The sequence below is a fragment of the Gardnerella sp. Marseille-Q9185 genome (assembly GCF_046508745.1).
In the GTDB taxonomy this organism is placed as follows: domain Bacteria; phylum Actinomycetota; class Actinomycetes; order Actinomycetales; family Bifidobacteriaceae; genus Bifidobacterium; species Bifidobacterium greenwoodii.
Genome location: NZ_JBKFWK010000001.1, coordinates 103,599 through 127,752, shown reverse-complemented (window position 1 = coordinate 127,752; position 24,154 = coordinate 103,599). Strand labels below are relative to the sequence as shown.

At 39.8% G+C, this 24,154-nt stretch carries 20 protein-coding genes; 12 read left to right on the top strand and 8 right to left on the bottom strand.

Annotated features, from left to right (window positions below; all coding sequences use genetic code 11):
- Nucleotides 1–375 precede the first annotated feature (375 nt).
- Nucleotides 376–2,565, top strand: coding sequence for a DNA/RNA helicase domain-containing protein (locus ACLD5M_RS00485; protein ID WP_410314320.1), 2,190 nt, complete (start codon nt 376–378; stop codon nt 2,563–2,565).
- Between the two features lie 296 nt (nt 2,566–2,861).
- On the opposite strand, the gene ACLD5M_RS00480 is transcribed toward ACLD5M_RS00485, so the two are convergent.
- The 6 genes from ACLD5M_RS00480 to ACLD5M_RS00455 form a co-directional block, all read right to left on the bottom strand.
- Nucleotides 2,862–5,579 carry an ATP-dependent Clp protease ATP-binding subunit gene (locus ACLD5M_RS00480; protein ID WP_410314319.1) on the bottom strand — a complete coding sequence of 906 codons (2,718 nt, stop codon included), beginning with the start codon at nt 5,577–5,579 and terminating at the stop codon, nt 2,862–2,864.
- A 137-nt stretch (nt 5,580–5,716) separates the two neighbouring features.
- Nucleotides 5,717–7,036 (bottom strand): DUF3027 domain-containing protein, encoded by a 1,320-nt coding sequence (locus ACLD5M_RS00475; protein WP_410314318.1) that lies wholly within the window; start codon nt 7,034–7,036, stop codon nt 5,717–5,719.
- 17 nt (nt 7,037–7,053) lie between these two features.
- A complete protein-coding gene (locus tag ACLD5M_RS00470; RefSeq protein ID WP_410314317.1) occupies nt 7,054–7,443 on the bottom strand; it encodes a cold-shock protein in 390 nt (129 codons plus the stop codon).
- Nucleotides 7,444–7,572: 129 nt separating this feature from the next.
- Nucleotides 7,573–9,519 carry a sensor histidine kinase gene (locus ACLD5M_RS00465; RefSeq protein ID WP_410314316.1) on the bottom strand — a complete coding sequence of 649 codons (1,947 nt, stop codon included), beginning with the start codon at nt 9,517–9,519 and terminating at the stop codon, nt 7,573–7,575.
- Between the two features lie 14 nt (nt 9,520–9,533).
- Nucleotides 9,534–10,262, bottom strand: coding sequence for a response regulator transcription factor (locus ACLD5M_RS00460; RefSeq protein WP_004127837.1), 729 nt, complete (start codon nt 10,260–10,262; stop codon nt 9,534–9,536).
- A 75-nt stretch (nt 10,263–10,337) separates the two neighbouring features.
- Nucleotides 10,338–11,162, bottom strand: a complete 825-nt coding sequence (locus ACLD5M_RS00455) for a hypothetical protein (protein ID WP_410314315.1) — start codon at nt 11,160–11,162, stop codon at nt 10,338–10,340.
- A gap of 127 nt (nt 11,163–11,289) precedes the next feature.
- Here ACLD5M_RS00455 and ACLD5M_RS00450 point away from each other — a divergent pair, with 127 nt between their 5' ends.
- On the top strand, nt 11,290–11,583 hold the full coding sequence (locus ACLD5M_RS00450) for a WXG100 family type VII secretion target (protein WP_004127832.1): 294 nt from the start codon (nt 11,290–11,292) through the stop codon (nt 11,581–11,583).
- 109 nt (nt 11,584–11,692) lie between these two features.
- Here the strand turns inward: ACLD5M_RS00450 and groL are convergent, their stop codons facing one another.
- Together groL and ACLD5M_RS00440 are read right to left on the bottom strand one after the other, a co-directional pair.
- Nucleotides 11,693–13,318, bottom strand: a complete 1,626-nt coding sequence (gene groL / locus ACLD5M_RS00445; protein WP_004134974.1) for a chaperonin GroEL — start codon at nt 13,316–13,318, stop codon at nt 11,693–11,695.
- 247 nt (nt 13,319–13,565) lie between these two features.
- A complete protein-coding gene (locus ACLD5M_RS00440) occupies nt 13,566–14,237 on the bottom strand; it encodes a LytR C-terminal domain-containing protein (protein ID WP_004134972.1) in 672 nt (223 codons plus the stop codon).
- Between the two features lie 129 nt (nt 14,238–14,366).
- Between ACLD5M_RS00440 and ACLD5M_RS00435 the strand changes: the two genes are divergently transcribed.
- The 10 genes from ACLD5M_RS00435 to purB all read left to right on the top strand — a co-directional run bounded on the left by ACLD5M_RS00435 (nt 14,367) and on the right by purB (nt 24,149).
- Nucleotides 14,367–15,083: a uracil-DNA glycosylase gene (locus tag ACLD5M_RS00435; RefSeq protein WP_410314314.1), complete on the top strand. Its 717-nt coding sequence runs from the start codon at nt 14,367–14,369 to the stop codon at nt 15,081–15,083.
- Nucleotides 15,084–15,173: 90 nt separating this feature from the next.
- Nucleotides 15,174–16,295, top strand: coding sequence for an AAA family ATPase (locus ACLD5M_RS00430; protein ID WP_410314313.1), 1,122 nt, complete (start codon nt 15,174–15,176; stop codon nt 16,293–16,295).
- Nucleotides 16,292–17,236 carry a DUF58 domain-containing protein gene (locus tag ACLD5M_RS00425; protein ID WP_410314312.1) on the top strand — a complete coding sequence of 315 codons (945 nt, stop codon included), beginning with the start codon at nt 16,292–16,294 and terminating at the stop codon, nt 17,234–17,236. Before ACLD5M_RS00430 ends, ACLD5M_RS00425 begins: the two co-directional genes overlap by 4 nt.
- The gene (locus tag ACLD5M_RS00420; RefSeq protein ID WP_246905124.1) at nt 17,236–17,766 is read left to right on the top strand and encodes a hypothetical protein; all 531 of its coding nucleotides are present in this window, start codon (nt 17,236–17,238) and stop codon (nt 17,764–17,766) included. Before ACLD5M_RS00425 ends, ACLD5M_RS00420 begins: the two co-directional genes overlap by 1 nt.
- On the top strand, nt 17,766–18,899 hold the full coding sequence (locus ACLD5M_RS00415; protein WP_019260993.1) for a vWA domain-containing protein: 1,134 nt from the start codon (nt 17,766–17,768) through the stop codon (nt 18,897–18,899). The genes ACLD5M_RS00420 and ACLD5M_RS00415 overlap by 1 nt, the downstream gene beginning before the upstream one ends.
- Nucleotides 18,896–20,050, top strand: a complete 1,155-nt coding sequence (locus tag ACLD5M_RS00410) for a vWA domain-containing protein (RefSeq protein WP_410314311.1) — start codon at nt 18,896–18,898, stop codon at nt 20,048–20,050. The genes ACLD5M_RS00415 and ACLD5M_RS00410 overlap by 4 nt, the downstream gene beginning before the upstream one ends.
- Complete coding sequence (locus tag ACLD5M_RS00405) at nt 20,047–20,637, top strand: DUF6466 family protein (RefSeq protein WP_246905113.1); 591 nt, start codon at nt 20,047–20,049, stop codon at nt 20,635–20,637. Before ACLD5M_RS00410 ends, ACLD5M_RS00405 begins: the two co-directional genes overlap by 4 nt.
- 173 nt (nt 20,638–20,810) lie before the next feature.
- The gene (locus ACLD5M_RS00400) at nt 20,811–20,999 is read left to right on the top strand and encodes a hypothetical protein (RefSeq protein WP_410314310.1); all 189 of its coding nucleotides are present in this window, start codon (nt 20,811–20,813) and stop codon (nt 20,997–20,999) included.
- Nucleotide 21,000: 1 nt separating this feature from the next.
- Nucleotides 21,001–22,653 carry an alpha/beta hydrolase gene (locus tag ACLD5M_RS00395; protein WP_410314309.1) on the top strand — a complete coding sequence of 551 codons (1,653 nt, stop codon included), beginning with the start codon at nt 21,001–21,003 and terminating at the stop codon, nt 22,651–22,653.
- 53 nt (nt 22,654–22,706) lie between these two features.
- Entirely contained in the window at nt 22,707–24,149 is a 1,443-nt protein-coding gene (purB, locus tag ACLD5M_RS00390; protein WP_410314308.1) for an adenylosuccinate lyase, read from the top strand.
- Nucleotides 24,150–24,154: the final 5 nt, after the last annotated feature.

Below are 24,154 nucleotides of genomic sequence, written 5' to 3'. Positions count from 1 at the left end.
TGCATATTCGTTACTAAACTAATTGGGCTTCAAACGTATTGCATGCATTTGAAGCCCAAATAATTGCCTCGCCAATGCGAGAAAGACGATAGAATACGAAACACAGAAGGATCACACCCGCGCATGCGGGAAGCTCTATCAAAAGCGATTATACATCAACAACATTGTTATTGTGGTTCTTGTACTGGTTATTCTGGTTAGGGGCAAAATTATTGCGTTAAGGAAACAATTTTGATACTTGGATTAAATTTTCATAGTCGAAAATTCATAGTATTTGATTAAAATTATTCAATTCGAAAAAACATTTGTAATTTTTACCACTATTAGTAGATTATATTAATGGAATATTTCTTATCAAATAGTTATCATTAAATTATGATGAAAGCTATTGTTCCACCTAAGTCCATAATTGTTGATTTACCTTATAAAGTTTTCAAAGATAATGAATTGGAACGTAGCATTAATGAAAATCTAAAATATAAAAGAAGTGATCTAGATAACCAAACTATTCAGGTTTTAAATCATTATTTGCTGAAATTTCCAACTGTTTATATTGTTCATAAGAAAGAATATGAGAAATATACGGTTTATGTTGGTGAAACTAATAATATTGAGGCTAGAACAAAGCAACATTTGAATACTGATACCAAAAACAGAGATGATTGGGAAAAACTATCTGAAGGCGAAGTAAAACAATACATTATAGCTAATAAACATTTTAATAAATCACTTACTTTAGATGTTGAAAACCGTTTTATGCAGTATTTGCTAAGTGTTGATTCAATAGATAAAGTTAACAATCGCAGGCCTAATCCTCAAGGTGAATATTATCCTGAAGAAGAGTTTGAACGTATTTTTTCTGAAATCTGGGTTCAACTTCATGACATGGATCCAGTTTTGTTCCCAGAAGAAGGAATTATTCGCGACTCAGCTTTATTTAAAGCGTCACCATTTCATAAATTGACTTCTAAACAGCAGCATATTGAAGAAGCGGTTATACAAATCGTTAATGGAGTTCTAAAATCAAAAAATAAGTGTGACTCTGCTTCATCTACTCTTATTTTATTAGAGGGTGATGCTGGTACCGGGAAAACAGTTTTGCTTAGTGACTTGTTCTACAAAATTTGTAATAGATTAAAAAACATAAATAATCGGTTACAACAATACAATGAGGATATTGAAGAAGAAAACTACGAAGAAGAAGATTTGGATTATGAATATAAGCAATCCTCAATTATTAAAAATAAAAAAACGGCTTGCATAATTGTAAATCATAAAGAACAAGTAAATGTATACAATCAAATAGCAACAAAGTTACGTTTGCAAAAGAGTAATGATGAACTTGTTATGTTACCTTCTCAGTTTATTAATCGTTTTAGTGAACACACTGAACAAGGCCGTGGCATTATTGACAAGCCAAAACGTTGTTGCGACGTAGCTCTTATTGATGAAGCTCACTTGCTGAATACGCAAGCTAATCAGGCTTACTCTGGTTCAAATATGTTATATGATATCTTACGTAGGTCTCGAATTGTTATTGCAGCTTTTGATCCTAATCAAATTTTACAGAGTAACCAACGGTGGAATTCAGAAAAGTTAGAAAAATTATTGGGAGCATGTTACAGGGATAAAAAGTCTTCAGACAATACTACTAATAATGCCGAAACGTTATCATTAAATGATTCAATAAGCGTGAATGTCCATCGTTTTATTCTTGAAAAGCAGATGCGTATGAACGCTAATGAAGATGTTCTAAAATGGATTAAAAATTTTGTATACAATGGTTGTATTGATACTCTTCCACTATGTAATAATACTGAAACAAAAGATGCAGATTCGGATACTGAAAATAAAACTTTTGATTTCAAGGTATTTGATTCACCTATTAAATTATTTAATGATATTAAAACTAAATCTGAAGAAAAAGCGTCTGGGTGTAATGGACATGGATTATCACGTCTTGTTGCAACATACGACTGGGAGTATAAGAGCAATAAGAATAACCCTAATGCGGTAAATGGTACTTGGAATGTAGATTTACATTGTGATAGCAATGGAAAATGGCATATGGGACTTGGAGAATGTTCTGATGTAAGTAGTTCCGAGTTAGAAATTTTGGAACAAGAAGGTAAGGTCTTTAGCCATCCATGGAATTATCAATTGTCTTCGCAAGATAGCCAAAAGCATTCGCATTCAATAAAAGAATCAAAAAAATCATGGGCAGAACAGCATCATACTATAAATGAGATTGGATCTACATTTACCATTCAAGGATTTGATTTAAATTATGCTGGAGTAATAATTGGACCTTCAGTGCAGTATCGTAATGGTAAAGTTGTTTTTTGTCCGGAAAATAGTCGAAACGATAAAGCAACTAATAAAAGGCATGATAAAGATTTATCATCAAATAAGAAAATTGCACTAGATTATTCAATTGATAATCTTAAAAATGAGCTCAATGTGTTATTAAAACGAGGAGTTAATGGACTCTACATTTTTGCTGTAGATACAGAATTAGAAAAAGCATTATTGGAAGCTCAACGCAAACGTGATTCATTAATTTGAGTTACCTGCTTATGTAACAAAATTTTCTATCACCTTTTATCCACAATTGCGTAGAAACTATTGTTTTTCGATTTTTAAGTGCATGAGCCTGATTATGAGATATGCAATTGGGGGTTAATTGCCAATGTAATGTGCATGGCATCTGACCAAGCTGCTAAGTAAAAAGTTTTATTGGAACAATATAAATAGTATCGGAATAACATATTGCATTAATCGTAACAATAGTTATTTATAAAACACATAAAAACAAAAATCCCGACGACATTACAGTCAGTCGGGATTTTTACTATCTAGGCTTATTTTGTTTCGCTGTCAGTTTTATCAACTGTTTCGTTTTCAGCATTGCTTCCAGTATTGCTTTCAGAGCTGTTATCAGCATCCTTTGCAGTATTATCTGCAGAATCGTCACTAGAAGCCTTGCTATCGCTAGAATCGTCACCAGATACGTCGCTAGATAAGTTGTTAGAATCCTTGCTATATTCATCTAGCTCCACATCATCGCTAGAATCCTTGCTAGATTCATCTAACTCCGCAACATCAAACTGCTGGCTTTTAAAAGTAAACTCCCCCAGCAATCCTTCGCCTTCAGCGTCAACCTCAATTCGTTCGCCGTCAGAAATTTCGTTCAGCAAAATCTTCTCGGAAATAATATCCTCAATATCTCGCTGAATTACACGACGCAATGGACGCGCGCCCAGCAAAGGATCGAATCCTTTTTGAGCGAGCAAATTCTTAGCAGCGTCGGTCAATTCCAAAGACATGTGGTGGTCAAACAGTCTATTATTGAGCAGCTTTATGTCCATATCAACAATTTGGCGCACTTCAGGCTCCGTAAGCTGACGGAACACAATAGTGTCATCCAAACGGTTCAAAAATTCTGGACGGAACTGGCGCTTAAGCTCCGAATTAACCTGATCCTTCATTCGCTGATACGTAGAATCAGAACTATTTCCAAGCGTAAAGCCAGTGTTTGCAGCCTTCGCAATATCGCGCGTACCAAGATTAGTAGTAAGAATAATAATCGTATTCTTAAAGTCTACTTTTCTGCCTTGGCCGTCGGTTAAATGACCATCATCCAACACTTGCAAAAGCGTGTTGAAAATATCCGGATGAGCTTTTTCAATCTCGTCAAAAAGCACCACAGAGAATGGCTTCCTGCGAACTTTTTCGGTAAGCTCGCCGCCCTCTTCGTAACCAACGTATCCAGGAGGAGCTCCGAAAAGCCTAGATGCAGCATACTTTTCAGCAAACTCAGACATATCAACGCGAATCAAAGCATCATCGTCGTCAAAGAGGAAGTTTGCCAACGCTTTAGCAAGCTCAGTTTTACCAACGCCTGTAGGTCCAGCGAAAATAAACGAACCAGAAGGACGTTTAGGATCTTTCAAACCAACGCGCGCTCGTCGAATAGAGCGTGCCAAAGCAGATACGGCTTCATCTTGGCCAACAATACGCTTATGAAGCTCAGATTCCATTTGAAGAAGCTTCTGAGACTCCGCCTGAGTAAGCTTTACTACAGGAATTCCTGTAGTGCTTGAAACAACAGAAGCAATCATGTCTTCGTCAACAACCATTTTGACGTTAGACTCACCTTCACGCCAAGCTTTTTCCTTTTCGGCAGCTTCGTTTTCAAGTTTTTCTTGATCGTCTCGAAGATTAGCAGCCTCTTCGAAATCTTGCTGCTTAATTGCTTCATCTTTCTTTTCAGAAATCTTAGCAATCTTATGGTTAAGTTCTTTAAGCTCAGGCGGCTGAGTTAAGCGCTTAATTCGTAAGCGTGCGCCAGCTTCATCAATAAGATCAATAGCCTTATCTGGAAGGTGACGATCTTGAATATAACGGTCAGAAAGCTCTGCAGAAGACTGTAAAGCTCCATCCGTAATAGTTACATGATGATGATTTTCGTAGCGCGAACGCAAGCCTTTAAGAATCTCAATCGTCTCAGCAATAGTAGGTTCAGGAACCTGAATTGGCTGGAAACGACGCTCTAAAGCAGCATCTTTCTCAATATACTTACGATACTCATCGGTTGTAGTAGCACCGATTGTCTGTAGTTCGCCGCGAGCAAGCATTGGCTTAAGCATGTCGGAAGCGCCAAGAGCACCATCGGCAGAGCCTGCACCAACAATAGTGTGAATTTCGTCAATAAAAAGCACAACATCGCCGCGAGTTTTAATTTCTTTAAGAACTTTCTTCAAGCGCTCTTCGAAATCGCCACGGTAGCGAGATCCTGCAATCATTGATCCTAAGTCAAGAGAATAAATCTGCTTGTTTTTCAACGTTTCTGGAACATCGCCTTCAACAATTTTCTGGGCAAGTCCTTCTACAACTGCAGTTTTACCAACGCCAGGATCTCCAATAAGCACAGGATTATTCTTCGTGCGTCGGCTAAGAATAACCATAACTCGTTCGATTTCCTCAGAACGGCCAATTACCGGATCAAGTTTTCCTTCGCGCGCTTCAAGTGTAAGATTTCGGCCAAACTGATCCAGAAGTGCAGACCCAGACTTGTTGCTTTTATCTTGCACGCTTCCAGCGTTAGCAAGTTCGCCCTTTTCATCTTCTGAACTTGTAGAGCTACCTCCGCGAATTAAGTCAACTGTAGTGCTTCTTAAGTCTCCAAGATCGACTTCCATTTTAATAAGCACTTGTGTGCCAATGCCTTCGCCTTCGCGAATAAGTCCTAGCAAAATATGCTCAGTACCAATGTAGCTATGACCAAGCTGCAGAGCTTCTCGTAAGCTAAGCTCCAAAACTTGCTTTGCGTGCGGCGTAAAAGGAATGTGGCCGCTTGGGGCAACAGCACCCTTGCCAATCATTTCTTCCACTTGTTTGCGCGCGCTTTCCAAGTCTACGCCCTTTGAGCTCAACGCTTTTGATGCAATTCCGTCACCTTCGCGAATTAGACCAAGCAAAATATGCTCAGTACCAATGTAATTATGCTGAAGTGAGCGAGCTTCCTCTTGAGCTAGCACAATCACGCGTCGTGCGCGATCAGTGAACCGTTCAAACATAACTGCCTTCCGTTCTTTTCGTTCATTCCATGGTAACTAGTCACCATGACGCGAAGTATTACACAACTTATTAGTATTTATTAGAATCTGTTAAGATTTTTAGGATTTTTCTGTATTCCTTAGAATTTCTTTAGATTTTACTTATGTTGTCTGCGTGATTTCCTTTTGTACAATCGCATTGCTGTAGTACCTGTGTTTTTATTAGGTTCTTCGCTTTTAGCAGATTCTTCAGTAACTTCTATTTTCTTAATTTCTTCGGTTTTTGCTTCATCCTCATAGTTAGATTCAACATCATTAGATTCAACATCATTAGATTCAACATCGTTAATTTCTGGAGTCAAATCTGCTGTCTTAGAATCAGCTGTATCTGTACTAGGGGTATCAGTGATATCAGTATCAGCTATACCAGCTGTATCAGCGGTATTAGCATCATTAGTAGCATCTTTATTTAATTTGCGACGCTTGCGGCGATGCGTTTTGCTATCTTCAATTGCTTCCTCAATAAGCTCAACATCTGCACGCTCTTCTCGAGGAGCTTGCTGCAAAATATCAATATGATAATCGTCGTAGGCTGGAGCTGATTGAATCCACAGCTGTGATGGCTCAGGTGGCTCAATTTCGGAATGCTCTCCGCAAGCGTGGTCAAGAGATACAACTCGACCATCGTCTGGACTCCACATGTTCGCGCACACGCCAAACATTGAACCCAAGCTTCCAGCTAGTGGAATCATAAAGCCGCATGAAGAGCAAACATTACCGTCAGCTATTTTTGTTGACAGTGACTTTGGACCGTGCTGCCCTGCATACCAACGTTTTGCTGTTTGCGAAAGAGCTTCTGCAGTCATCACGCGTCTGCGAGATAGGCGCAAAGTAGAAACTGCCTCTTCAAGATCTTCGTTAGAATCATTGTTTTCGGATGATTCATTGTTTTGCGAATCGCAAGAGCTGCTTTCATTCTCAACAGTTTCTGTAGCGTCTGCATTTTCAGCAGTTTCACCATCTTGCTTAAGTGTATTTTCTTCGGAATTTTCTTTTTCTTCTTTAGATTCTTCCTCAGATTTTTCGCTTAATTCATCTTCAGACTGATGATTTACTGGACGGAATCCATCTTCAAGACGAGAATCGTCTTCTTCTGTTCCAATAGAATCCATTACAGAAAGATCGCTTGGCTTCAATCGATCTTTCCATGGAATCCAAGGTGGCGGTAGTAGTGAATCGTCGGTAGGAATAAGCGTGGATTCGTTTACAGTCCAACGCTCAGTTTCCAAATCGTGATACAGCGTTACTGACCACTGCCAGCCCTCGTAACCAACAAGCTTACTTTCAAAGCGAAAATCGGTAACACCGTCACCAATATCCGTGGAAGACACAAAATCTCCCACGGCATCGGAACGCTCTGAAGTTTCCACAGCAATGCTACGAGCAATATCTTGTGGATTCATCACTTCATCAGTCATAAATAATATTCCCGAAACTATTCTTGAACGTCGAAATTGTCGGCTACTGCGCGCAAAAGCGTAGCGAGCTTCTTGCTTTCAGCAGTAGATGGATAATGACGACGGCGCAAACCGTTACCTGCAGAATCAAGCAGCTTAATAAGATCTTCAACAATTGCTGCCATATCTTCTGCCTTTGGGCGAGTTGCTTTAACTAGCGATGGAGTTGTTGCAATAAGATTAAGTCCCATCGCTTGAGGACCTTTACGACCCTCAATTACAGAAAATTCAACCTTTGTACCCTTATGCAAAGTCTTTACAGTTGCAGGCAAAGCTGCAGCTGGTAAGAAAACATCCTTGCCATCGTCGCCGGCAATAAAGCCGTACCCCTTCTGCGCATCGTACCAACGCACACGCCCATTGGGCATAACACACCTCACTCAAATAATCACTCATTGTCGCATACCAATATGCATTAAACACACAAGTGCATCGTTTATATGCGAAAACATCCGTATATAGTTTAACAGATATTAATGTTAATTGTTTCGCTTTTTCTATTGTAGCGCATAAGGTTCAATTTCTCTTACAGGAAGCACAACAGTAAGCGTTAATCCATGAGGATTAATATCCAGAGACTCCGAACCGTCCATTGTATCGTCAACATTATTATCTGAGCCAGCAAAGTTTCCCGAAATAGTTGACGGGTCAGATATTGTTGCGCAAATAAAACCATGATGAGCTTTTACAACAGACTGTGCTATAGCCATTCCTAATCCAGTTCCGCCTTTTTCGCGCGCTCTTGAAGGATCCGCAATATAGAAACGTTCAAAAATGCGAGAAAGCGACTCTTCTGGAACTCCAGGACCATGGTCAACAACACGAATTACTGCGTAAGTATTGCCAGAATCAGTAGATTGGCTTTTTTCTGCAGCAATCAAAAACTCTTTTAACGAGTCACTAACTGAAGGAAGCTTGGAAAGCTGGTCTGGATCAATTGAAGCCTTCATTACGCCAATAGCAATTTCTACTGGAGAATCAGCCGGAGTGTATCGGTGAATATTTCCAACAATATTCGTCATGACTTGACGTAAGCGCGCTCCATCACCAAGAAGAGATACGCTAGGAAGACTTCCGCTATTGAACACAAACTTGCGTTCAAAATTGCAGTCAGTGCAATCTTCCAAAGAAAAGTCTTCAGAAAGCGTAAGCGAACCCTGCTGAACCGCTCTAGCTGGATCTAAAGCATGCAAATCGTTAGCAGCATCCGAAAGAATTGGAGACAAGCTAACTTCCTGAGAAATATTAATTCCTCTACCCTCGTCAAATCGAGCCAAAGAAAGCAAATCTTCCACTAACTCAGTCATGCGCTCGCTAGAAGCCTTAATATGAGCAATAGAATCATCAGCGCGCTCCTGCTCTCCCGGCATATTGCGCCACATTGTGTAAAGCTCAGCATAACCGTGAATAGCTGCTAAAGGAGTTCGCAATTCGTGACTTGCGTCAGAAACGAATCTCTTCATTTTTTCAGTCATTGCTTCTTGCTCATTAAATCCACGTTCAATACGCGCAAGCATTGAGTTCAAAGAAGCAGCCAAAGAACCAACTTCCGTGTTTTCTGGCGCGGATGGAACTCGCCTACTTAAATCTCCAGAAGCAATTTTTGAAGCTGTTTTTTCTATACGCTTTAACGGTCTTAAAGTGGACTGAATAATAAGCGCCGCAAATACCGCTCCAAGAAGAATAACTGCAATACTTACCATAATGCAGTATCTAGTAAGAGTATTTACAGTATCGCGCTGGTCGCTTAAAGATAAAGCAATATATACGTATCCGCGCAAACGTACGTCGGAAGTGTAGCTGCTTCTATGCTCCCATTCAAGCACCAAAACTCTCCAAGGAGCTTTTGCAGATTTTAAAGTAATCTCATCAACACTACTAGGGTCACCCTTAACTTTAGCCGGAGTAGTGTAAGGCCTATGTATAAGAACGCCCTTAATGGGTTTTCCGTTTGCAGGAAGCTTCGGCATAGAAACAAAATCTCCCTTTAGTTTTGGAACTAAAGGAGTAGATATGATTTTGTTATTAATATCGCGAATCTGCATAAAGTAGTCGTTTGGACCTGCTGTAGATTGGCTTGAATCTTTTGAACGAAGCAAATCTATATTGTCGTAAATAAGTCTTGCCTGATCCGTTAACTGCGCATCAGTTTTTTCAAGCAAATAATTTCCTACCAATTGACGAATTGATAATGAAATACAAAATGCTGCAACAGTAAGTACTGCAAGAGTGCAAGCCACAAGACGAGTACTTAAAGGAATAGAATTTGCTTTGGTTTTAAGCCAGCAAATTCTGTTTTGTTTTGGCTTTTTTTCTGACGCAGTATTTTGTATAACAGCAACGCTTTTTCCAATATGCTGTCGCGCTGAGTCTTTGTTAGATTGCGCAGTTCCAGCATTATTTGGCTGCTTTTTATCGTCGCTACTACGATTATTGTTTTCCATAATCAGGCTTGACCTTACTTTGGTTCGCGAATCATGTATCCAATTCCGCGTTTTGTTTCAATAAGAGGGACTACCTTTTGCAGCTTGCCATTTTCGTCCGTAATTTCAATTCCGTCAATTTTCTTTCGAAGATACGAAATATAGGATTCAACGATTGCAGCATCTCCGCCCCAATCGTACTGCCATACATGATTCAAAATCTGGCTTTTTGATAACACTCGGCCTTCATTATCCATCAAGTAATGTAAAAGCTTGTATTCGGTTGGGCTAAGCTCAATCGGTATGCCGCTTCGAGTTACATCGTGCGAATCTTCGTTAATCTCAAGATCTGCTACGCGAATAACAGGAGTTATTTCATCCTGCTCCTGAGTGCGGCGAAGAATTGCGCGGATTCTTGCAACAACTTCTTCCAAACTAAATGGCTTAGTTACGTAGTCGTCACCGCCAACTGTTAAGCCCATAATCTTGTCTTGCGTATCATCTCTTGCAGTGAGGAAAAGAACTGGTACTTTAATACCGTTTTGGCGAATTCGTCTTGTTACGGTGAAGCCGTCAATATCTGGCAGCATAACGTCCATAACAATAAGATCAGGCTTCACTCTTTCAATAACGTCAACGGCTTGAGAACCGGATGCTGCAGTTTCAACTTCAAAACCTGCAAAGTGTAAAGACGCTACTAAAAGCTCACGAATTGATGGTTCGTCGTCTACGACAACAATAGATGCTTCAACATTCTTACTCATACTGATTAGCATCACTTATAAAGCTGAATGTTTCCTGAATAAATGCTGAAAATCAACAAGTTGTAGTTGATTTTATTAGCGGTGACGAGCATGACGCCTACGCGCTTTTCTAACGCCCGCTTTTATCTGCTTTTGAATACGGCTTCGGTGAAGCAAAATAAGTGTCACTACTACACCTAAGCAAAGAATAATAATCAACATAATAAGTGTTGATATAAGACTTGCAGATGAAGTTGTAGCGGTTCGTTTAGAGCGAGAAATTTGCTTCATCATCATAATTGCAGACTGACCCCAATGAGTGCCAGTTGTTGTTACTAGAGGTTTATATGCTGCATCAGATAATGCGTCAACAGTATTTCTGCTTTTTAACCATTCGTCGGAATTAGGAGATACTGCAACTACTAGACGGCCGTCGCGAGTTGCAACAGCAAGTAATACCGTATTTTTAGCAGGAAGAGTGCTTATTAATAAATCACTCGCCCATTTTGATGGATCTTTAGTATCCCCAAAAGTAGACAAATAAAGTAGTCTTACAGTTACTCCAGTTCGCTTTTTAGTTGCTGCAATTTCGTCAGAAACTTTATTAACAGAGTCACCGAGAAGATTTTCAGTATCCGTAATTGAATCAGTAGCAACAATTCCTGAATTTGAAGTTTGTTCTTCCGCATAAGCTTTATTAATTTTTATAAAATCAGATGGAAGTAAAGAAAAAGTTGGAAATATTGAAAATATTTGAAGAATAAGAAAAACACTAACTAAAAATGCCACAACCGCACGTAATACTTGCTTTAAGCGTGCGAGTTTTAAGCTTGTAAGCTTATAGTCCTTTAAAATGTGGATAACCCCTGACCTTTTAACCACATTCTCTTCTAAAACTTTTGCGTAATTTTTCGATGGCATATATTCATAATAGCGTGACATCACACAAGTAGGTAAGACACGTTTATGTAAGAAGGTTACTTAATAAGTGTGATGTTGCGCTAATTAATACTAAATGCTTTTTAAGCAGATACGAATAGGGGGAAATATGGCACAATTTCGAGTTGATTCAGAACAAATTCAGCAGGCGGCTGCAGCAGTTGGAACCTCGGTTAATTCAATTAGAGAAGCAGTCAACGGCATGTATGCCAATCTGCAGCAGTTGCAAAGCGTATGGACGGGTTCCGCTGCTACAAAGTTTGCGTCGACCGCAGGTCAGTGGCGTGCAGCACAGCAGCAGATGGAACAATCATTAGAAGCAATTCAGCAAGCTATGCAACATGCTTCGGGAGTGTATCTTGATGCGGAAACTCAAGCTACTTCCCTATTTGGAATGGGCTGAATAGTCTGAATAATCTAATGAAATATAAATGGCGGTATACTTCATTTGTGAGCATACCGCCATCTACTATGAGCTATTCAGCTATAAAAATTTTCTCAACTTTTTATATTTAGTAACCCATATCAGCGCCAGCTTGTGGTGCTGCAGCTGGCTTTTCTGGCTTGTTAGCAACCACAGCTTCAGTGGTTAAGAACAAACCTGCAATAGAAGCAGCGTTCTGTAGAGCAGAACGAGTTACCTTAACTGGGTCAGTAACGCCAGCAGCCATCAAATCTTCGTAAGTGTTGGTTGCAGCGTTGAAGCCTTGGCCTTCTGGAAGCTCACGCACCTTGTTGAGCACAACATCTCCAGAAACACCGGAGTTTTGTGCAATCTGCTTGATTGGAGCTTCTACAGCGCGGAACACGATTGCAGCGCCCGTTGCTTCTTCACCCTTAAGCTCGGTGATTGCTTGAGACTTTTCAATCTTTGCAGCAGCCTGAACCAAAGCTACGCCACCGCCTGGAAGCAAACCTTCCTCAATAGCAGCCTTAGCGTTACGAACTGCATCTTCAATACGATGCTTACGCTCCTTAGCTTCAACTTCAGTAGCAGCGCCAACCTTAATAACAGCAACGCCGCCAGCGAGCTTGGCAAGACGCTCTTGAAGCTTTTCGCGATCGTAATCGGAATCAGTGTTTTCGATTTCTGCGCGAATCTGAGCCACGCGAGCATCAACATCTTCCTTAGATCCAGCACCAGAAACGATAGTTGTTTCATCCTTAGAAACAATAACCTTAGCTGCGTGACCAAACACAGAAGCGTCGATAGAATCAAGCTTCAAGCCGAGGTCATCGGAAACAACCTGTGCACCAGTCAAAATAGCCATATCCTGGAGCATAGCCTTACGGCGATCGCCAAAGCCTGGAGCCTTTACAGCTACAGTGTTGAAAGTGCCACGAATCTTGTTCAAAACAAGAGTTGGCAATGCTTCACCATCAACATCTTCAGCAATAATAAGCAATGGCTTGCCGGACTTCATAACGAGTTCAGCAATGTGAACAATGTCCTGCTGGCTTGAAACCTTGCCAGAAGTGAGCAAAATGTATGGATCTTCAAGAACAGCAGTCTGGTCTTCTGCGTTAGTGACGAAGTAAGGGGAAATATAGCCCTTATCAAAACGCATACCTTCAGTGAAGTCCAAATCAAGGCCAAACTTGTTGTTATCTTCAACTGTAACAACGCCGTCCTGACCGACCTTATCCAAAGCTTCAGCAATCTTTTCGCCAACTTCAGGATCTGCTGCAGAAATAGTAGCAGTAGCAGCAATCTGATCCTTAGTTTCAACATCCTTAGCAGAAGCAAGAAGTTCTTTAACAATTGCTTCAGAAGCCTTCTCAATACCACGGCGAAGAGCAATTGGGTTGCTTCCTGCAACAACGTTCTTCAAACCTTCGTGTACCAAGGACTGAGCAAGCACTGTTGCGGTTGTTGTACCATCGCCTGCAACGTCATCAGTCTTCTTAGCAACTTCTTTAACAAGCTCGGCGCCAATACGCTCATATGGATCTTCAAGATCGATTTCCTTAGCGATGGAAACACCATCGTTAGTAATGGTTGGAGCTCCATAAGTCTTATCAAGCACTACGTTGCGACCCTTAGGTCCAAGCGTAACCTTTACAGTGTTAGCAAGCTTGTCAAGACCTGCGAGCATACCCTGACGGGCGTCCTCTTCATAGGCAATAATCTTTGCCATGTTTCCTCCACATATCGTAACTATGGAACACTCACTCGTAGGTGAATAAGATTTGATTAGCCGTCAGCTGCTAATTATCACTCTCAACCTTCGAGTGCTAATTAGCAGATTAGCACTCTATGTGCCCGAGTGCCAACTTTGGCGTTTATAATTATTTATTTTCAATAAAATTTTATAAACAAAAGCCGGTTAGAACTAATCCAACCGGCTTCTATATTTTGCTTTTATTACTTATGTGAGTAGAAAACTACTTGCAAAGAACTACTACAATCTGCGAAACAATCTCTTTTTCGTTTTCTACAGCAGTAATGCCCAAAGTTTTTGCTATATCTTCAGCAGCAGCTTTCTGAGAATCATCCTTGTACCATACAACAGATTCAGACGGAACTTTGCCGCTTGGATTACCAGCAGTAACATTTGCATAACCAGATTGCTTCAGCTTGTCTGCATTCTTAGCAGCATATCCAGCAACATTGGTTGCATTAATAACTTTTACAGTAACAGACTTATCTACTGAAGCCGTAGAATCAGATTTATTATCAGCATCCTTAGTATCGTCCGCTGATTTATCTTTGTTGGACTTTTGCTTTGCTGAAGTATCCTCATCTTCATCAGCATCTGCATCTTCAGACTTATCTTCATCTTTTCCATCTGACTTATCAGTATGCGATTTCTTAATTATTGTTGTAGACTTCGAGCTTTGATGCGAATTATTCCAAGGTAATGGAAGATGCGAAATCTCTCCAGAGCCGATTGCCCAAACAAGCAAACCAGCCAGTAATGCAATAACTATTGCAACAAAATAAGGAAGAATTACAGCGTACCAAGCGGGATTGCCGCGATGCACACCAACTGGTCCCTCTGGTGGTTCATCAAAAACATCGGGCGTATACGACACGTTGTGATTATTTCGCGCCATAATTGCATTCCTCCAAGTGTTTACTTAAAACAATATGCATCCATAGTAGCGAATGCTGGTCACAAAGCACAAATCAGAATTTTTAAGAAATTTTTCCTATTATGCTATGCCTTGTCATACAGTAGCCATATGAGTCCTTACAAAATTAAACCTTTAGAAGAATTGATGGATCCAGATTGGGCTAAAGCTCTTACTCCAGTTGAGCCACAAATACGAGCAATGGGAGTGTTTTTGCGAGAACAAATCGAAAGTGGACACCATATTCTTCCCGCAAGTCACAACATTTTGCGCGCGTTTAGCATTCCGCTAAAAAGCATAAAGGTCTTAATTGTTGGCCAAGACCCTTACCCTACTCCAGGCCATCCTGTGGGATTAAGTTTTTGCACTTCACCAAAAGTGCGTCCGTTACCTAAAAGCCTTATTAATATTTACAAGGAATTAGTGAACGACTTATGTGTTTCTACTCCTCAAAGTGGAGATTTAACACCGTGGACTAAGCAGGGTGTAATGCTTCTTAACCGATGCTTAACTGTTGAAGCAGGTAAAGCAAATAGTCATCAAGGAAAGGGCTGGGAAACTGTAACAGACGCTGCAATAAATGCGTTAAATTCTCGAAAAGACGAAAACGGAAACCCAATGCCTCTTGTAGCTATTTTATGGGGAAGAAACGCTCAAAGCTTAGCTCCATTGTTAACAAACGCAACACTTATTACTTCTTCTCACCCAAGCCCTCTTTCTGCCTCGCGTGGTTTCTTTGGATCAAAACCGTTTTCAAGAGCGAATAGTGCACTAATCAAAATGGGCGCTTCGCCAATTGACTGGTCGCTAAATTCTCAAGAAATATAGCTTTAAAAATACGCGTAGTAATCAAATAATCCCTAGCAATATGCCGGTTTTTACCGATTTCAGTACCGTATATCAGCTAACATAGAGCCTATGGCATTATTTCCACCGCAACCACGTAAGCAACAATTAAATAATAATTCCAATATGATTCCTAATGCGAATATAGCTTTTGCAGCAGGTAAATCTACAGTTGGATTATCAAATGCTCAAGATTCGACTACTATTTCAGCAGACGATATTCGTCGCTGCCAGCAGATTGCAAACATTTTGCGCTCGCGCTTTGCACAAACTTTAGTCGGTCAGGAAGCATTGCGAGAATCTCTTATTTTAACACTTATTGCTGGCGGACATATTCTTATTGAATCTGTGCCAGGCCTTGCAAAAACCACTGCTGCACAAACTCTTGCAACTGCAATGTCTGGTAGCTTCCGACGCGTGCAGTGCACTCCTGATTTAATGCCAGCTGATTTAGTTGGTACGCAAGTTTTTGATTTTGCATCCCAACGTTTTACTACTCAGATTGGTCCTATTCACGCAAATATTATTTTGCTAGACGAAATCAACCGATCTAATGCAAAAACTCAATCTGCAATGCTCGAAGCTATGGCAGAAGGCGCAACAACAATCGGCGGTGAGCGTATTGCGCTACCTCAGCCTTTTATGGTTATTGCAACTCAGAATCCTATTGAAGAAGAAGGCACTTTTAATCTTCCTGAAGCTCAAATGGATCGTTTTATGGTTAAGGCAATTATGACCTACCCGAATCCTGACGAAGAAGTTAAAATGCTTCAGTTGCTTACACAAAGAGGATCAGATGTTGTTGACCCTGCAACTTTAAGCACACAGCGCATTAGCTTGCAAGATGTTGTGTTTATGCGTGCTGCAGCACGACATATTCATGTTTCTGAAGCAGTTATGAAGTATGCTGTTGACATTGTTGCAACTTCTCGAGGCGAAGGCTCTCACCCTCTTGCAACCATTAATACTCTTGTTCGCATGGGTGCAAGCCCTCGTGCTTCTATTGCGCTTATTCGCATTGCTCAGGCTCATGCTTTGCTTTCTGGTAGAGACTATGTAATTCCAGAAGATGTTAAATTATTCGCGCACGAAGTATTAAGACACCGTATTCTGTTGACTTTTGAAGCTTTGGCAGACTCTATTACTACTGATCAAGTTATTGACGCATTGGTAAAGACTGTTCCTGTGCCATGATACCTATGAAACGTTTAGCGTTGTCTGAGCCAGCCAAAGCCGTTCGCAGAAAAATTGAGCTGCTCGACCAACGCATAGATTTGCCTATTGCTCGTAAAGCATTGGGATTACTAGAAGGTGAGCATCCTTCGCATCGTCGTTTTGGAACCGGGGATGTTATTGATGTTCACGCTTGGCAACCTGGTGACGAAGCTCGAATGATGAACTGGTCTGCTAGTGCTAGAACAGGTCAGCCTATGGTTTCTTCGCGCGAACGTACTTCGTCATCTCATACTTGGATTGTGTGTGACGCAAGTATTAATATGAACGGCGCTTGCAAATCTTTTGAAACGTTGTATGAGATTGCTGCAAATGCTGCATGCTTTTTTGCAGCTTTAAGTTTAAGACGTCACGATTCTGTTTCGTTACTTTGCGTTGATGGTAGCAACATAGTTAAAGTTCCTCAAGCTCGCAATCTTTCTGATTTTGAAAGAAATCTTGACAGTGCTTTGCTTAATACTCGAAGTCACATTCGAAATACTGAGTATTTGATTAAATCAATGCAAAAGTTTGTTGATTCAAATGGTCTTGTTGTTCTTATTACAGACGAGTATGCGTTGCAAGCTCACGATGCGAATAGTTTACGAAAAATTACTCAAAATCATAATCTCGTTGTTGTAACTATTTGCCCAGTTAATTCTTTTGATAAAACAATTAACATGCGTATAAGCGATGGCATTACTTTGCGAAGAATTCCAGCATTTTTGCAAAACGATAACGTTAAGCAAGAGGTTGAAAATCGCAGAAGCATCAAAAGTAGTGCCTTGCGTGACATGCTTGTTGGCGTTAAAGCGTCATTAATATGTGGGTCATCTAGTGAGGAAATTTTCCGAGTGTCTGCTAAATCTGTAAGTCGTACGAATTATCTTACTGAATCATTACGCAAGGAGGATGTGCAGTAATGAGTATGCAAAATATTCACCCACAGATTCATAACGACATTCTTTTTGCAAGCATACTTGGCGTTGCTTTTGTTGTTATTGTTATTGCTGCAATTGTTTTGTATTTTTCTTTCAAAAAGCCGAAAGTTTTGTTATCTTCCGACGAAATTGCAGATAATGCTGTGCATGTTCATCGTGAAAACAAACAAGCTTGGCGAAATGAAATTGACGAAATTGTAAAACAATATCACAGCAATGAGCTTACTTCTGATCAGGCTTGTGCAAAACTAGCGTCAGTTGCTAGAACTTACGTTTCTCGAATGAGTGGTGAAGATATTAAAACGCATACTTTAGGTGAAATTAGTTCTTTGCGCCTAAAGTGGCGAAATAAAAAGGGTGCAGATATGTTGCGCCAAACAATCGCAGCTTTGTATCCGCCGGAATTTGCTAATTATAAAGAGAACGAACAGGCACAAAATACTACTGTTGATCAAGCAGCAGAGTGGGTTCTTGTTTTGCTCGAAGGCTGGCAAACGAAGGGGCAACGCTAATGAGTAAGATATTTGAAACTTTGTGGCCTTGGCGTTTTAAGTGGCCTTTAATTTTTGCTGCAGGAATACTAGTATGCTTAGTTATTTTTGCTGTTTTGATTATTGGAGACGTTATTCGTCAGCATATTCTTAAAAAGCAGTATCAGAAGCATCACCACAATCTGAATCAAAAATTCTACACTTTTACTTTTGACGAAGATTTGCAAGGATCTTTAGCAAGTCACTCATGGTATATGTGGAGAAGGCTTAAAAGATGCGCAACAGCAATGTTGGTTTTGTCTTTATTAGGGTCGCTTGCGATTGCCTCTAGACCTTCTCGAGTGTTTAATGCAGATGAACAAATAAGCTCTAGAGATATTGTTTTATGCCTGGATGTTTCCGGCTCTGCATTACCGTACGATCGTGAAGTTATTCTTGCTTATCTTAATTTTATTGAGCATTTCCAAGGCGAACGAATAGGTTTAAGTATTTTTAATTCCACTTCTAGAACCGTTTTTCCTTTAACGGATGATTATCGTCTAGCTAAAAAGCAGCTGCAGTATGCTGCTAATTTGCTTGGAGGCGTTCAGTCTCAAAATAAAATCGACAATTTGCAGCAACGCCAATATCAGGAGATTTCTGATTGGCTTGAAGGCACACAAAATAGAAAAAACGCGACTTCTCTTATTGGAGATGGCTTAGTTAGTTGCGCTGCAATGCTTCCTGGTTTTATTTATGGAAATGCGCATAATTCTAATAAATCTCAAAGTCGTTTTAACAGAAGCGCATCAATTGTTCTTGCAACAGATAATGTTGTTTCCGGAAATCCAACTTACTCATTAAAGCAAGCTTTAGACTTGACTAAGCAAGCAAATATAACTGTTGACGGCTTATATTCAGGCGCTAAACAGAATGAGAATGAAGATACAACTGTAGACATGAAGAATCTTATTGAATCTCATGGCGGAATATTCTTAACTCAACGAAATACTGATTCTGTTCTTAATCTTGTAAGAGAAATTGAAAAACGTCACTCAGTTATTCCTCAAGGCACAACGCAATCAGCGTTTAGCGACGATCCTGGAATATGGGTGCTTGTTAGCGTTGTAAGCGTTGTTGTGTGGTTGGCTATTGCAAAGAGGATTAAGAGATGATATCAACACTATTTTCAGCAGCGGCTCTCAATTTCTCATACGGCAAAATTGTGGCAGATGACACTGCTAAAGCAGGTCAACTGGTTCTCGCTCCATCTTATGGTTGGATTGTTGCGATTATAGCCGTACTTATTGTTCTTGTTGCAATGTTTTTTGAAATAGTGCCTTTAAGAAGAAAATCGGCGCTAACAAACGAAACTTTAGCAATGAGATTGCGCAGAATAGCTATTTGCGCAATGCTCGTAATCTGCATACTATCCCCTAGTATTATGCGCGCAACTATGCAACGTGCTGTAAACGCAACTAACGTGATTATTGCAGTTGATATTACAGGATCAATGCGAGCTAAAGATGCAGATTATGATAATAAGGCAAAAATTGAGCGCATTGATGCAGCTCGCTCTATTGTTAAGCAAATAACTAAGTCTTATGCAAACGCGAGTTTTGCAGCTATTTCTTTTGGAGCATCCACGTCTGTTGATGTGCCTTTAACTCCGGACGCAAAAGCAGTTGATAATTGGATAACAACCTTACTTACAGAGCCTACAAGTATTGCTACAGGAACAAGCCTGGACGCTCCAATAGATCAGACTTTGCTCACCGCAAAAGCTATTCATGACGCTCATCCAGACGACACAACAGTGCTGTATGTTCTTAGTGATGGCGAAGAAACAACTCAACGAAAGCGCAGAACATTCTCATCTTTACGAGCTTATATTACTCACGCTTTTGTTATTGGAATAGGCTCGTCTAAAGGTGCAAAAATACCGCTTAAAAGTACAAAATTAAGTATTGACGATTACGCTTCTGAGCAAGATGCGCAAGGAAAATCAGAAGAAGATTCCAATTTAAGTTCTTCAATACAATGGGTTAAAGATCCTTCTACTGGAAAACCTGGCATTTCAAAACTTGATGAGAAAAACTTGCGAAATATTGCGGATGAGCTTAGCGGAAAGTATATTCATTCTTCTTTAAATCACGCTTTAGGAAGTGAAGCAAAGCCAATACTTTCTCATCAGTGGCGTATGAATGAAACAGCGAAACCGCGCTTGCGTCCAGAACCAATTATTTGGCCATTTGCCACAATTGCTGCTGTTTTGCTTATATGGGAATTAGTTGTTTGGTTTATTACATCAAGGAAATTAGTATGATGCGCATATCTAAACGAAATATTATTCGCGTTATTTCTATTATATTTCTTATTATTGCGTTATTCGCAGCATACTATGTGATTACTAATTGGCGTGCGCAATATGCGTATAATGCTGCAACAAACAGCCTTATTGCAAATATGAAATCTGCTAAAAATATTTACAGTGACAAAGACATATTGGTTACACAACAGCAGCAGACTGACGCACAATTTAGCGACGCTAAATCTCAGCAAATACTTTTATTACCAAAACTTAGCGAAAACATTGAGCACAATTCTGAGATTTCTCGAAAGTTTACTGAGAGCCTTAAGCAAAAGAATGGTAAAAATAATACTAAATCTCCTGCGTCTAAGAGTAAGCAACTAAAAAACTCTAGTAAGAGCGAAGAAAATAAGAATAAGACTGAATCAAGCAAGCCTAAACTTAATAATACGCAAAAGAATAAAGTGGAAGACTTGCTTAAGCAGAACAATAAGGTAAATCCTAAAGATCAACAAAATCAAGAAGATCAGGATAATCAAAACGGAAAAGAAAAAACAACTAAGCGCACAACGAGTTCAGACGGTTCAAATAAGCCTTGGTAATTCTTAGCAATTAGCAGAATCGCTGGTGTGCTAGTAGTAAATTTACTGCAAAATTTACTGCAAAATTTTTAAGCAAAGCGCGAAAAAGTTTGCAAAAAAATTGCTTATAGCTTTTAACCACAATGCTTACTTTTTGGTGACTTTAATTTAGCAAGTGTGTTTAATACTTAACTATGCACACATATTACGAATGGAAATGGCTTATTCAGCGCACCGAACAGTGCGCAAGAAACATTCTTGCTGAGGCTAAAGCGAGCGAATTAAACGAATGGCAAGGTATTGCTGCCCAGTATTTTCGCCATAGCATGAGCAATATTGCTAGCCAAGCATATTCACTCTACGAAATTAGAGGAGGAATGTAATATGCCTTGGAAAGTTCAATCTTCTGTTTCGGGCGGAATGCCTCTTACAGTTGCGCAAAGCGAAGCATACTGCAGTGTATCTAGAAAACTAAGCAATCTTGCGCATGAAATGTCAATGTTAAGTGCTTCTTGGCAGCATGCTGCAATGGTTATTTCTAATCAAACTTCGGCTTTTAATAATTTATCAGCTTATTACAACCCTTCCTCGCCTTTTACTATAAACGCTTCTCAAAGTTTTCTAACTCCAAGTATGTGCAATGTTTATGCGTCTAAATGTCAAAATATGTCTCAAAATTTAGAGCAGTTGGCAGCTCTTATTATTAGAGCAAGCGGCATTTACGAGGAAGCTGAGCAGAAAGCAAAAGAGCAATTTGATAATGGAATTGCGCTTCTTACAGCAATTTTTCCTATAACATCCTTACCATTTTTTATTTCAGCACTCTCTTCAGCGTCTAGCGATGCTAATAACCACACAGGTCTTAAAAATGTTGGGAAATGGGCTCACAAAACTCGCAAAATTCAGCAAGGAACTATTCGAGGTCTTTCTCAAAATCTACTAATAAACCCAATTACAGGAATACCACTGTTTATTTTAGGAGCAGCGCAAAGTAAAAGAAATAATCGAATGACAAAAACGTATCGAAATAAGTCGCTTAATTTCTTAAAGTACGCAAATAAGCATATTGATAATTCAAGCAAAACAGTTTCTTCAGTTCCGTTTGTTTCTGGAGCGCTAAGCCTTTTTACAGCACAGTTAAATAACAAAAAGCAAGGTAATAATCTAACTGTTACTAAAATTAACGAACCATGGAGAAAACCAGCTTTTGTGCTTCCTAAACCTGGAAGAAATTTGAGTGAAACTCTCGATAATTTAGCTGAGCTTGGCAGCGGAAATTTGGGAGTTCGCCCTCCACTTGTTAATCCAGATGCCGCAACTATTGCTATTTCACGCTTCAAAAAAGCGGACGGAAAAACATCATGGCTAGTTGTAATACCTGGAACAGACGGTAAGGCTCATTCACCGTTTGGATGGGAGCAGAATGCTGAGGTAATGAGTCATACTCCTTTAGCTAGAAAGCAAGCAGATAGCACAAGAATGGTTGTTGAAGCAATGAAAAAATCTGGGATTAAGCCTAAAGATCCTGTTGTGTTAGTTGGTCATTCGCAAGGCGGTATTGTTGCTGCAAGTATTGCAAGCGATTATTCAAAAGAGTACAACATACAGCATGTAGTAACTGCAGGCTCTCCTATTGCAAATCATCCTATTGCAAAACGCACTTGGGTTACGAGTATTGAAATGGAAGATGAGCTTGTTCCATCTCTCGATGGTAAGGAAAATCCTCGCCGCAGTAATTGGATTACTATTCATGGCAAAGCAATACATGTTAAAGAAACTCAAAAGCCTTTGCCTCCTGGAGTAACGCGTTTTTCTGGAAGGAAATATTCTAATCAAAAATTTAGTAAAGACGGAATATTTGTAAACGATGTGCCTGAAGAAGGAACTTTAACTCATGACATGCATTATCATAAAGCTGCCTACGATGACGCTCTGCAATTAGGCTCTAAAAATGTGATTATGCATAATCAGCATTTTAACAGTATTATCAACGGAAAGTTAGAAAGCACTACCCTATGGCAAGGCATAATGCATTAGTTAATATAATTTATCTAACTGCCTAATTCACAGCATGATGTAACCTTGCAAGTATGAAGCTTACTGATATTTCTCCTGCAATAGCTCTGACTCCTTTAGACGGTCGTTACCATAATCAAACTTCAGAACTTGTTGAATACTTGAGTGAACCTGCGTTAAACCGCGAGCGCATGCGTGTTGAAGTTGAGTGGATGATTCTTCTTGCAAACGGATATGAGGGCAATAATTGGAAGCCTATTGTTAATGGTGTCAATCCTTTAACGAATGAAGAATGTGAGTATTTGCGCAATATTCCTGAAGATTTCGACGCTGAAGGAATTGCTCGTCATGCTGCGCATGAGGCTGTTACGCATCACGATGTTAAAGCTGTTGAATACTACATTGATGACGCTTTAGATGAGGCCGAAAAGAAGTTAGGTCACAAAACTCAGCTGTCTAATCTTAAAACGTTGGTTCATTTTTCGTGCACAAGTGAAGATATTAACAATCTTTCTATTGCTCGCTGTGTAAAAAATGCGGTTTTGAATGTTTACAGGCCGAATTTAGAAGCAATTGTTGAATATTTAGTGAGCAATGCTCAAAAATATCGCGACTTGCCAATGCTTTCTTTGACGCATGGTCAGCCTGCTACTCCAACAACTTTGGGTAAAGAATTGGCTGTTTTTGCATACCGTTTAAAACGTCAGATTAAACATCTCGACAATCAGGAATATTTGGGCAAGATTAATGGTGCTACTGGTACTTTTGGCGCTCATTTAGCAGCATTCCCTAATGTTGATTGGATTGGCGTTTCTAAAGAGTTTGTTGAAAATCGCATGTCTCTTCAATGGAATCCATTAACAACACAAATTGAAAGTCACGACTGGCAGGCTGAACTTTATAGCACAGTAAGCCACACTAACCATATTTTGCACAATCTTGCTGTTGATGTTTGGATGTATATTTCTCGAGGCATTTTTGTTCAAGTTCCTGTAAAAGGTGCTACTGGATCTTCTACTATGCCTCATAAGGTGAATCCTATTCGCTTTGAGAACGCTGAAGCTAATCTTGAGATTTCTTGCTCTCTGTTTGATACTCTTTGCGCAACTCTTACAGAAAGCCGTTGGCAGAGGGATCTTACAGATTCTACAACTCAGAGAAATATCGGTTCTGCTTTTGGCTACGCTCTTTTGGCTCTTAACAATCTTTTGGGCGGACTTAATTCTATTCACCCTAATTCTGATTTTATTCTTAAAGAATTGGATGCTAATTGGGAAGTTCTTGGCGAGCCAATTCAAACCGCTATGCGTGCTGAAGAAATTGCGGGAGTTCCTGGAATGGAGCGTCCTTATGAGCAGGTTAAAGAGCTTATGCGAGGACATCATATTTCTCAAAAGGATGTTGAAGATTTTATTTCTTCTCGCGAGTTTGACGAGGATACAGCTTGCAGATTAAAGTCCTTAACTCCTGCTTCTTACACTGGTTTTGCTTCACGATTGGTGGATTTTATTCAATAAGTAGA

Bases quoted from the DNA above. Each gene is read 5' to 3' on its own strand.
- ACLD5M_RS00485 (WP_410314320.1), top strand. From the start codon at position 376: ATGATGAAAGCTATTGTTCCACCTAAGTCCATAATTGTTGATTTACCT.
- ACLD5M_RS00480 (WP_410314319.1), bottom strand. From the start codon at position 5,579: ATGTTTGAACGGTTCACTGATCGCGCACGACGCGTGATTGTGCTAGCT.
- ACLD5M_RS00475 (WP_410314318.1), bottom strand. From the start codon at position 7,036: ATGACTGATGAAGTGATGAATCCACAAGATATTGCTCGTAGCATTGCT.
- ACLD5M_RS00470 (WP_410314317.1), bottom strand. From the start codon at position 7,443: ATGCCCAATGGGCGTGTGCGTTGGTACGATGCGCAGAAGGGGTACGGC.
- ACLD5M_RS00465 (WP_410314316.1), bottom strand. From the start codon at position 9,519: ATGGAAAACAATAATCGTAGTAGCGACGATAAAAAGCAGCCAAATAAT.
- ACLD5M_RS00460 (WP_004127837.1), bottom strand. From the start codon at position 10,262: ATGAGTAAGAATGTTGAAGCATCTATTGTTGTCGTAGACGACGAACCA.
- ACLD5M_RS00455 (WP_410314315.1), bottom strand. From the start codon at position 11,162: ATGCCATCGAAAAATTACGCAAAAGTTTTAGAAGAGAATGTGGTTAAA.
- ACLD5M_RS00450 (WP_004127832.1), top strand. From the start codon at position 11,290: ATGGCACAATTTCGAGTTGATTCAGAACAAATTCAGCAGGCGGCTGCA.
- groL (WP_004134974.1), bottom strand. From the start codon at position 13,318: ATGGCAAAGATTATTGCCTATGAAGAGGACGCCCGTCAGGGTATGCTC.
- ACLD5M_RS00440 (WP_004134972.1), bottom strand. From the start codon at position 14,237: ATGGCGCGAAATAATCACAACGTGTCGTATACGCCCGATGTTTTTGAT.
- ACLD5M_RS00435 (WP_410314314.1), top strand. From the start codon at position 14,367: ATGAGTCCTTACAAAATTAAACCTTTAGAAGAATTGATGGATCCAGAT.
- ACLD5M_RS00430 (WP_410314313.1), top strand. From the start codon at position 15,174: ATGGCATTATTTCCACCGCAACCACGTAAGCAACAATTAAATAATAAT.
- ACLD5M_RS00425 (WP_410314312.1), top strand. From the start codon at position 16,292: ATGATACCTATGAAACGTTTAGCGTTGTCTGAGCCAGCCAAAGCCGTT.
- ACLD5M_RS00420 (WP_246905124.1), top strand. From the start codon at position 17,236: ATGAGTATGCAAAATATTCACCCACAGATTCATAACGACATTCTTTTT.
- ACLD5M_RS00415 (WP_019260993.1), top strand. From the start codon at position 17,766: ATGAGTAAGATATTTGAAACTTTGTGGCCTTGGCGTTTTAAGTGGCCT.
- ACLD5M_RS00410 (WP_410314311.1), top strand. From the start codon at position 18,896: ATGATATCAACACTATTTTCAGCAGCGGCTCTCAATTTCTCATACGGC.
- ACLD5M_RS00405 (WP_246905113.1), top strand. From the start codon at position 20,047: ATGATGCGCATATCTAAACGAAATATTATTCGCGTTATTTCTATTATA.
- ACLD5M_RS00400 (WP_410314310.1), top strand. From the start codon at position 20,811: ATGCACACATATTACGAATGGAAATGGCTTATTCAGCGCACCGAACAG.
- ACLD5M_RS00395 (WP_410314309.1), top strand. From the start codon at position 21,001: ATGCCTTGGAAAGTTCAATCTTCTGTTTCGGGCGGAATGCCTCTTACA.
- purB (WP_410314308.1), top strand. From the start codon at position 22,707: ATGAAGCTTACTGATATTTCTCCTGCAATAGCTCTGACTCCTTTAGAC.